General features: G+C 46.5%; 3 protein-coding genes. All 3 read left to right on the forward strand.

What is annotated here, in order from left to right; translation table 11 throughout:
- Positions 1–43 precede the first annotated feature (43 nt).
- The 3 genes from VIN08_RS03800 to VIN08_RS03810 are packed head-to-tail and all read left to right on the forward strand — an operon-like array spanning position 44 to position 4890.
- Positions 44–637, forward strand: a complete 594-nt coding sequence (locus VIN08_RS03800; protein ID WP_331960473.1) for a chemotaxis protein CheB — start codon at positions 44–46, stop codon at positions 635–637.
- Positions 634–1395 (forward strand): GAF domain-containing protein, encoded by a 762-nt coding sequence (locus VIN08_RS03805; RefSeq protein ID WP_331960476.1) that lies wholly within the window; start codon positions 634–636, stop codon positions 1393–1395. The genes VIN08_RS03800 and VIN08_RS03805 overlap by 4 nt, the downstream gene beginning before the upstream one ends.
- A gap of 18 nt (positions 1396–1413) precedes the next feature.
- The gene (locus VIN08_RS03810; RefSeq protein WP_331960479.1) at positions 1414–4890 is read left to right on the forward strand and encodes a PAS domain S-box protein; all 3477 of its coding nucleotides are present in this window, start codon (positions 1414–1416) and stop codon (positions 4888–4890) included.
- The last annotated feature ends 186 nt before the right edge of the window (positions 4891–5076 follow it).

Here is a 5076-nt window from a genome sequence, read left to right on the forward strand (position 1 = left end):
TTTACAAGAAAATAAAAGATTAAGTGAAGTTTGCCTTTTACGAATGAGTAAGTTCAACCTAAATAACAGCTATAAAGCCGTTGTTATCGGTGGGTCAGCAGGCAGCTTCCAGGGTGTAGTAAAGATCCTGTCACAGTTGCCTAAAGGTTTTCCGCTGCCTATAATCATGTGCTTGCACAGGCTGAAGCATGTGCGCAATGGTTTTGTGGAAGCGCTCTCCATTAAAAGCGTTGTGCAGGTTACCGAACCACACGATAAAGAAAATATAAAGAAAGGAAGTGTATACCTGGCGCCTGCCAACTATCACATGTCTGTAGAGCTCGGGCTATATTTCGCGCTCTCGACAGAAGAGATGATAAACAACTCGCGTCCCGCTATAGATATAACACTGGGAACAAGTGCCTTTGTTTATAAAGATAAACTGATCGGTATACTGCTCTCCGGTGCTAACAAAGACGGAGCACTTGGCATGAAGCATATACATGATCGCGGAGGGTTAACCATTGTGCAGGAACCTTCAGAGTGTATGATCGATACGATGCCGCGTGCAGCGCTGGCAGCAACAAAAATTGATCATGTGCTAAAGGTTGACCAAATTGTAGAGTTTTTGAAAGAACTAGATAAACAATATCGATGACTGGTGTATTTAACGATCGCTACTACCTGAACCTGATCCTGGCTGTACTCTTCACAGCAGGCATTGGTGTTTCATTATACCTGATCTATTCGCTTCCGGCAAATCTTCGCCTGACGGATGGCTATCAATCAGATCTCATAAACATCTATATCGTACTGGCCCTCACCTTTGTGTTGGGTGCATCTACGCTGGCGATGGCACTGCGCTATAAGCAGGAAGTAGTGGTGATGCGCGACAGAATCATCGATGCCGCTACAGCCGAGCGCGAAGCCGCTGAGCAGGCAGGCAAAACATCCATCAGCCTCGACACAGTAAAGAGCAGTCTGAGCCAGGCCAGTCAGAAAGATATACTCCAGGCAGGTTTGCAGGCAGTATGCAAGCAACTGGAAGCCGGCCAGGGAGCTATATATATAGTAAAAGAAGAAGACGGCAAACGTAAAGTAGAGCTCAAGAACGGTTACGCCCTTACCATTGGCGAAAGCACTGTGATTAGCTACGAATTTGGCGAAGGCCTTATTGGCCAGGCAGCCACCAGCGCACGCACCCTCTATGTAGATGATGTGCCGCAGGGATATGTAAAGATCATCTCCGGTCTTGGAAGTGCATCACCGCGTTATCTGCTCATCGTACCGATCAAGAAAGATCAGGTGGTGGGCGTTATAGAGATTGCTTCCTTTACAAACCTGTCGGAAGATCAACGAAAGTTTGTAGAAGAAGCGGCCGAGCTAATCGCGAATAAAATTTCAAACAGAGCATAAATATAGCGTCCAACGCGTATGATGAAAAGCATAAACGTCAGCACCAAGATTACCCTCCTGATACTCGCGGTGTCGCTCGTGGCGGTGGCCGCGATCAGTTTTTTCAGCTATGACTATCACCTGAAAGCCAACCGGGAAAAATTCTCTGTTACACTCAATGCGCTGGCCGATAACCGTGCCGCCTATCTGAATACATTTTTCAGTAGAGCTGCAACAGCCGTAGAGATACTCAAGAACTCCGAAACACTGAAGAAAGGAGAAACAGCTTCCGCGGATGCCGGTGGTGCCGATCTGGCCGCGTTAATGGGCGGGCCTCCTGCCGATGCTACACCTGCAGACGACTCAACAGCATCCTTCAGCAATGCTCCCTCCGGTGGTCTTCCGGAATTTTTAGGTGAACAGAAATTTGTATTTGAAGTAGACGATATCATTATTACCTCGCCCACCGGTGCCGTTATAGCTTCATCGAATGCCGACATCAAGGGTAATTTTATCGATCCAGATGGTATCACGTTCGAGCGTGCCAAGTCAGGAGTATATTTCACCTCTGTTTTCCGCGATAAGAGCAAAAAGAATTACTTCTCTTATGTTGCCGGTTCACTCACAACAAACAGCGGCAGCCAGGAACTCATCATCATCAAGCTTGATCTCACATCAGCCTATAAGGTTCTGAAATCATATCATGGTCTTGGGCAGACAGGCGAGTTGTTGCTCGGTCGTGTAGATCCATCATCCAGAAAAGTAGCCATTGTAAGTCCGCTTCGTAGCGATACTTCTTCCGCTATTATACTATACAATCCTACAGATCGCTTTGTAAGCGGCTTTGCAGATATAGTAGAAGGCAAAAATATATCGGCTATTGGTAAAGATATCAACGGTACGCCTATCCTGCAGATGGGTCGTAAAGTAGGAAACAGCATGGCGTTGATCGCCAAGATGAATTTAGATGAAGCCAACGGAAACGCAGAAGGCCTGATCTCTACATTCCTCTACGCAGGCCTTTGCATTGTAGCACTCGCTATATTTCTGGCGATGCTCTTCTCGCGTTCGCTCACGCGCCCGCTATACGCCATGCGCAATACCGTGAGCCTTGTAGCGCAAGGTGTACTGCCCGAAAATTCTGTACAGAACAGCAGCGATGAATTTGGCCAGATGGGTGCTAAAGTAAATGAGCTGGTACAAACCCTGCGCGGCAATGCAGATTTTGCCAAGCGCATTGGTGAAGGTAAATATGATACCGAGTTCAAACCCGCCAGTGAAAACGACTTGCTGGGGCTTTCATTGATCGACATGCGTAACAACCTGATCGAGAACGAAAGACGCGATAAGGAACGCAACTGGATTGTGCGTGGTGTTGCCGAGATCAGTGAGATCCTGCGTATGCACGACTCCATCGATGCACTCGGTGAAGACGTCATCAAATTTATACTCGAAAAGATCGGAGCTATACAGGGCGCATTCTATGTGGTGAATGATGAAACTACGCCAGCCGTTATCGAGATGCGCGCCAGCTATGCCTATAACCGTAAAAAATACCTGAAGGCTAAATTCAAATTTGCGGAAGGGCTGGTAGGCCAGGCTGCTGCCGAAAAAGATACTGTAATGCGCACCGAGATACCGGATGATTATGTAACAATCACCTCGGGTATATTAGGCGATCAACGCCCGGCCTGCGTGCTCATTGTTCCGCTTATTACCAACGAAGAAGTATACGGTGTGCTGGAGTTTGCCGGCTTCCGTAAGTTCGATCCATCGCAGGTAAAATTTGTACAAGAGCTTTCACTCATCCTGGCACGTACCATCTTCAACATCAAAGTAAACGAACGTACTCGTGTGCTTCTAGCTGAATCGCAGGAGATGAGTAACGAGTTGAAAGAAAAGCAGGAAGTACTTCGCCAGAACGCAGAAGAAATGCAGGCTACACAAGAAGAGCTGCAGCGTTCAAATCAAAAACTGGAAGAACAGATCGAAGAGGTAAACCGCACACAAAAGCGGATGCAGCTTTTGCTCGAGAACGCTTCCGAGGTTATTACCATCTACGAAGAAGACGAAAGTATACGCTATATATCTCCTTCTGTTGAAACCATCTTGGGCTACGGACAGAAAGAGATGATCGGCAAGAGTGATATAGATAAAGTACATCCCGATCACCGGATCCACTTTAAAGAGCTGTTCCGTAAAATGACAGCGCACCCTGACGAGAAGGTTACAATCCAATACGAATACCGCGCGAAAGACGGAAGCTTTATCTGGATCGAATCTACCGGAACGAACTGTATGGCTAACCCCGCCATCCACGGTTTCATCCTCAACTCACGTGATATCACCGAGCGCAGAAGAGCAGAACAAGAGCAACGGATGCGTAGTAAAATGCAGGCGCTCTCCGAAAACTCGCTTGACCTTATCACACGTCTCGAAGGCGAATCGATTTCCTATATCAACCCGGTTATCGAAGAATATACCGGCAAGCATCCTACTTTCTTCCTGAACAAGAAAGTGAAAGATGCCGAGCTCGACAACGCGGTGCTCGAGGGCTGGTTAAAAGTAGTTGAGCAGGTAAATGCTACCAATGAGAAGGCTGATACCGAAATGGATTTCCCTTCTGAAATGGGTAAACGCATTATGCAGGTAAATGCTATACCTGAATTTGACGAATCGAACAAGCTTGAATCTGTTCTTGTCGTGTCGCACGACATTACAGAAAGAAAGATGATCGAGCTTGAGATCCAGAATAAGAACAAGAAGATTACCGAAAGTATAAATTACGCGAAACGCATTCAGACAGCGATCCTGCCGAACAGCCGCGTGATCAACCGTGCTTTACCAGATTCATTTATACTATATAAACCGCGTGACGTTGTATCCGGTGACTTCCCATGGTTTGTACAGATCAAGGACGATATCTTTATCGCGGCCGTTGACTGTACAGGACACGGTGTACCAGGAGCCTTGTTATCGTTGATCGGATACTTCCTGTTGAACGACATTGTTAGAAGTCGTAAAATTACCGAACCAGGAAAGATCCTCGATCTGCTTGACGAAGGGGTTACCACTACGTTACGCCAGGACGAAGATTCAACAACGAAAGATGGTATGGACATCGCGTTGTGTAAGATCAACACAACTACGCGCGAAGTAGAATATGCCGGAGCTCACCGCCCGTTGTATATCATGAAGAGCGGTGTGATGGACGAAGTAAAAGGTAATAAATTCCCGATAGGTGGTGGTATATTTAAGAACCAAACTAACTTTACCAACACCTACGTGAAGCTGGAAGAAGGAGACTCTATCTACTTTAGTTCAGATGGATTCCCTGACCAGTTTGGCGGACCGGAGGGACGCAAGTTTGGTCCGAAACGAGTTCGTGATATCATCGAGCGTGTCCATCAGTCGTCCATGAACGATGCAGTCGCTATATTTGATCAGGAATGGGAAGGTTGGAGAGGCGATCATAAGCAGACGGATGACGTGTTGCTGATCGGGATAAAATTTTAAACAAGAAGTCTAAACCTTCGCTTTTATAGTGTGGGGGTGGCTATTAAAATAAAATAAATTATAACTTAGTGAATCTCAATCAATTTTAATCTAATCTTCTGACGCATGAATTTTATTTATGACCTGCACCGCACCATGATGTCGCAGAAACTGATTCTGGTGTTTCAGGGTGACTTTACCCAGGAG

Origin of the sequence: Ohtaekwangia sp., assembly GCF_036568665.1 — a bacterium.
Lineage (GTDB): Bacteria > Bacteroidota > Bacteroidia > Cytophagales > Cyclobacteriaceae > Ohtaekwangia.

Excerpts from the sequence above, each read along its gene's own strand:
- VIN08_RS03800 (WP_331960473.1), top strand. The coding sequence starts at position 44 with ATGAGTAAGTTCAACCTAAATAACAGCTATAAAGCCGTTGTTATCGGT.
- VIN08_RS03805 (WP_331960476.1), top strand. The coding sequence starts at position 634 with ATGACTGGTGTATTTAACGATCGCTACTACCTGAACCTGATCCTGGCT.
- VIN08_RS03810 (WP_331960479.1), top strand. The coding sequence starts at position 1,414 with ATGATGAAAAGCATAAACGTCAGCACCAAGATTACCCTCCTGATACTC.